This is a genomic window from Pedobacter sp. 01T416_2 (genome assembly GCF_056398925.1).
In genome coordinates, this window is the sequence record NZ_JBFTQI010000521.1 from 1 (window position 1) to 4308 (window position 4308).

Annotated in this window: 7 protein-coding genes; 4 read left to right on the plus strand and 3 right to left on the minus strand. The window is 35.8% G+C overall.

Annotation, left to right across the window (positions count from 1 at the left end; genetic code table 11):
• The 3 genes from AC1DPQ_RS19445 to AC1DPQ_RS19455 form a co-directional block, all read left to right on the plus strand.
• Positions 1 to 260, plus strand: a 260-nt coding sequence (locus tag AC1DPQ_RS19445; RefSeq protein WP_477610587.1) for an RNA polymerase sigma factor, incomplete at its 5' end; no start/stop codon positions are given.
• A complete protein-coding gene (locus AC1DPQ_RS19450) occupies positions 241 to 993 on the plus strand; it encodes a hypothetical protein (RefSeq protein ID WP_477584974.1) in 753 nt (250 codons plus the stop codon). The genes AC1DPQ_RS19445 and AC1DPQ_RS19450, both read left to right, overlap by 20 nt.
• A gap of 115 nt (positions 994 to 1108) precedes the next feature.
• Entirely contained in the window at positions 1109 to 1894 is a 786-nt protein-coding gene (locus tag AC1DPQ_RS19455) for an outer membrane beta-barrel protein (protein WP_477610588.1), read from the plus strand.
• Positions 1895 to 1954: 60 nt separating this feature from the next.
• Here the strand turns inward: AC1DPQ_RS19455 and AC1DPQ_RS19460 are convergent, their stop codons facing one another.
• Positions 1955 to 2371 carry a PIN domain-containing protein gene (locus AC1DPQ_RS19460; protein WP_477610589.1) on the minus strand — a complete coding sequence of 139 codons (417 nt, stop codon included), beginning with the start codon at positions 2369 to 2371 and terminating at the stop codon, positions 1955 to 1957.
• Positions 2361 to 2645 (minus strand): DUF6364 family protein, encoded by a 285-nt coding sequence (locus tag AC1DPQ_RS19465; RefSeq protein ID WP_477610590.1) that lies wholly within the window; start codon positions 2643 to 2645, stop codon positions 2361 to 2363. The genes AC1DPQ_RS19460 and AC1DPQ_RS19465 overlap by 11 nt, the downstream gene beginning before the upstream one ends.
• Positions 2646 to 2788: 143 nt before the next feature.
• On the opposite strand from AC1DPQ_RS19465, the gene AC1DPQ_RS19470 reads away from it, so the two are divergent.
• Entirely contained in the window at positions 2789 to 3781 is a 993-nt protein-coding gene (locus tag AC1DPQ_RS19470) for an ABC transporter ATP-binding protein (protein WP_477582601.1), read from the plus strand.
• A gap of 7 nt (positions 3782 to 3788) precedes the next feature.
• On the opposite strand, the gene AC1DPQ_RS19475 is transcribed toward AC1DPQ_RS19470, so the two are convergent.
• Positions 3789 to 4199 (minus strand): hypothetical protein, encoded by a 411-nt coding sequence (locus AC1DPQ_RS19475; protein WP_477610591.1) that lies wholly within the window; start codon positions 4197 to 4199, stop codon positions 3789 to 3791.
• Positions 4200 to 4308: the final 109 nt, after the last annotated feature.

A 4308-nucleotide genomic window follows, 5' to 3' on the forward strand; every position in this document is an offset into this window, starting at 1 on the left:
GATTTAATGAATGTGATACAAAAATTGGCAGATGGTTACCGCATGGTATTGATTTAATGAATGTGATACAAAAATTGGCAGATGGTTACCGCATGGTATTTAACATGTACGTAATTGAAGGCTATTCGCACAAAGAAATTGGAGAAACACTTGGAATCTCAGAAGGTGCGAGCAAATCGCAACTGTCGAGAGCAAGAGCGATATTAAAAGAAGAAATTATAAAAATGGAGGGATTTGGTTATGCAACCTATACGGGATAAGGATTTTGATCAGTTATTTAAGGATGCTTTTGCTGATGCGGAAGTAACGCCTTCGAGGGATTTATGGAGCAATATTGAAAGTGAAATAGCACCTAAGAAAAAAAGAATCATACCGATTTATTGGTTGTCTGCGGCCGCTGTATTATTGATCGCTACGATTGGGATTTTGGTTTATCAACAGCAAAATACCAGCAGTAGAGGTAAACAATTGGCCAGTAACACGATTGAAAAAGCGAAACCAGTGGTACAAGAGCCAGTTGTTAAAGATTCTTTGGCTACAATTGTTGCTCCAGTTGAAAATATAACACCAGTTTTGCCAGTTCGAGCTAAGGCAGTAAGTGCTATTGCCAAAATAAAGGTGAAAAAAGACGTTAAACCTGCTGTGGAACAACCGCGGATAGTTACGGCTCCTGAAATGCAAAAGACAATTATAGCTAAAGTTGAAGAACCTAAAAAAGATATCAACACAAAAATCGAAGAGGCGATTTTACAGCCAAAAGAAGAGATTTTAACTGCTGTTGTTGCAACGCCAGTTAAAACGGACGATCCTGTTAACGAAAACGAACAGAGCAATAAAGGCATCCGTAATGTTGGGGATGTGGTAAACCTCATTGTTAATAAAATGGACAAAAGAAAAGATAAGCTGATACAGTTCCGCACCGATGATGATGATTCTTCTTTGGCATCGATCAATATCGGCCCATTTAAAATAGGTAAACGAAATAAGAAGTAAACAGTTTTCATTATCAGTTCACAGTTGCTAGTATCTGAACCTTAAATATTACATATTCAACTTTATAACATTCAATAATTCACTCATTCAATAACTCAACAACACACACACATATATGAAACGTCTAATTTATACAACACTTTTGGTAAGCGGACTTGCCGGTGTTATGGCTCAAGGTGCTTTTGCACAACAAGATAGTACTAAAAAGAAAATGGATTATAGTGAAGGACATGGTATCATCATTAAAACCAAATCTACAGATTCAGTTAAAAAAGGCCGTTTCGTGGGCGGAATTACTTTTACCAGAGTTGATTTAGGTTTCTCCAGGTTAATCGATAATGGCAGTTTCAACTTATCGCCAAACAACGATTTTTTGGATTATAAAGGTGGCAAAACCAGTACTTTCTCTTTCGATGTTTTGCAATTGGGCTACCGTTTCAACTCTAACTTTAAGGTTTATGTAGCCGGTGGGTTCGACTGGACATTGATCCGTTTAAGAAAAGACATTACTATTGCTAAAAACGCTAACGAATTTGTATATACCGATCAGGCACCTGTACATTTTTCAAAAAACCGATTCTCGAGCAGTTATGTACACATTCCCTTAAACTTCGAATTCCGTACCAGCGAAAACAAAAACAGCAAAAGATTTTACCTGGTTTTAGGTCCGGAGGTTAGCTTTTTGCTAAACGGAAAAATTAAACAGATAAGCGAAGAACGTGGTAAAGAAAAACAATACGATAGCTACCATTTTCAATCGGTTCGTTATGGAGGCACAGTTAGATTTGGCTATGGTGGTATAGGATTATTTACCAAATATTACTTTAACGATATGTTTACTACCACTCAACAAGCTGGCTTAAAAAATATGAGTTTCGGGGTTACCTTCGGCTTAAATTAAAACAGCAACACACAAATAAAACAGATCCTGTTTCGGTTAGGYGAGACAGGATTTTTTATTTTATAATGTTTTTAGAAACATTGTAGGTGTTAATACACTTAGCTTACTCTTTTTATAATCTTTAATATTTCGCGTAATTATAGCATTAATTGATCCATGGTTTTCAGCCGAAAAATTTTGGAGTGCATCTTCAAAATCTATGAATTCAGAATCGATTGAAGTCAAAATAACGTTTTTGTCAATTATTAAAATATCTAAAAAAGTAAATAATATCTTAAAGTCGGCCAAAATGTCTTTATGATTAAAGTGTTTTCTCAACAAATAATACGTGTTGGCTATTATTAAACCCGAAACAAAACCATTGATTTTTTGGTTGACACATAAATTCAGAATTTTTGATGAATCAATAAAAAATGGTTCTCGTTTCAGAAAAAAATCAAGTAAAACATCAGAATCAATGAGAATATTATCTTTCATTATTATTTAAATATTTTTGATATTTCTCATCCCTGACTTTCTCCAGCTCTTTTTTATAATCATAATCATCAGGTAATTCTACTTTCGGGCGGAGCATCAAAGATTTTATGATTGGAGAAAGTTCATCATCTTCTCTTACAATCTCTTCTTTTTTGATAACAGCTTTTAAATAATTCTCTACTACTGCAGAAAGACTTCTGCCTTGTTGTTCTGCATAAGCTTTTGCCTGTTTAATAACAGACTTATCTATGGTTAAGGTTAGTTTAGTGTTCATGGCCTTATAATTGCTGATGTCAAGATGTAAAGATACATAGTTGCCTGGATACGTGCAAAAATAAAATATAATGCACGTGTAATTTTGTTTGCACCTTAAACCTTCCACCTTAAAACCCTCTACCTTTTTCTTATCTTTACCACGTGAGCAATACCATAATCAACGTTAAAAATTTAACCAAGCAATATCAGGCAGAACAGGCCGGAGGTATTAAAAATGTAAGTTTCGAAATCAAAAGAGGCGATATAGTGGCCATAATCGGAGAAAGTGGCAGTGGAAAATCGACCTTACTGAAATCCATTTACGGATTGCTGAAAACCGATGAGGGTGAAATCTTTTTCGAAGATCAAAGGGTTAAAGGTCCTGATGAACAACTCATTCCAGGCCACAAACAGATGAAAATGGTTACGCAGGATTTTTCGTTAAATATTTATGCGAAGGTTTACGATAATATTGCCTCACAACTCTCAAATACCGACCTTAAAACCAAAGCCGAAAAAACGCTTCAGATTATGGAGCACCTTCGGATTTCGCCACTCCAGAACAAAAAAATCATCGAACTGAGCGGGGGAGAGCAGCAGCGTGTAGCCATAGCAAAAGCAATGGTTGCCGATACACAGGTTTTACTTTTAGACGAACCTTTTAGTCAGGTTGATGCGCTACTTAAGAATCAACTGCGTGCCGATATTAAACGAGTAGCCTCCGAAACTGGTGTTACCGTAATTTTGGTTTCTCACGATCCGGCTGATGGTTTGTTTTTGGCCGATCAGTTACTGATTCTAAAAAACGGCGAATTGCTACAAACCGGAAAACCAGCTGACATTTACCAGCACCCAAAACACATTTACACCGCTCAGATTTTAGGCAATGCTGTGGTTTTATCAAAAGCCGATGCCGAAAAAATTGGTTTAAAAACGGAAAAAGAATTCGTTGTGTTTTATCCCGAATGGGCTGAAATAAGCAATAGTTGGAGCAGCAGGCGCTATGAGGTAAAGGATGTGTACTACAAAGGTTTTTATGATGAACTGCTTTTGGAAAGAAATGGTGTTAACATCCGTGTCTTACAGCTAAACAGGGGAGAGCATAAAAAAAACGACCACGTTCAATTGAACATCAGTCGTTTTTTGGAGTTTTAAATACTAGTTATAAATCGTTTCCAACAAGAACTATTTTTACCCTTACTGTTGATGTAGGTTTTATTGGAGTTGTTGCCTGGTAATCTGAACTTTGTACATCGATAGATACACCGCCTTTGTATACTTCAAAACTATAGGCATCAACATTATAAACAAAAGGTAGCGCTATATAACTGGCTCCACTGTTATAAGAAATGTAAACCAAAGTTCCTTCATTGTCGACATGATACTGGTCGATTTCAGGAACAGAAATATCTRCAGTAAATGTTTTTTGGTCATTACTTAATACCCATGCATTGGGAGATATATCTTTAACGACAGTTAAAATGGCATTGCCTGGTTGAACAATCGTGTCTTTTTTGCAAGAAGCCAGACCTAGTGTGGCAATGCAAAGCATTAAGATGGTAAATTTTTTCATGTTGATTAGTGTTTATTTGTGTGTGTGATATCGGTATTACAAATCTGTTGCCAAAAAAATATAATTGTGGATTAATGGATTAATTATTGTGCAACAGATTAAATACATA

Bases quoted from the DNA above. Each gene is read 5' to 3' on its own strand.
- AC1DPQ_RS19465 (WP_477610590.1), bottom strand. From the start codon at position 2,645: ATGAACACTAAACTAACCTTAACCATAGATAAGTCTGTTATTAAACAG.
- AC1DPQ_RS19460 (WP_477610589.1), bottom strand. From the start codon at position 2,371: ATGAAAGATAATATTCTCATTGATTCTGATGTTTTACTTGATTTTTTT.
- AC1DPQ_RS19455 (WP_477610588.1), top strand. From the start codon at position 1,109: ATGAAACGTCTAATTTATACAACACTTTTGGTAAGCGGACTTGCCGGT.
- AC1DPQ_RS19450 (WP_477584974.1), top strand. From the start codon at position 241: ATGCAACCTATACGGGATAAGGATTTTGATCAGTTATTTAAGGATGCT.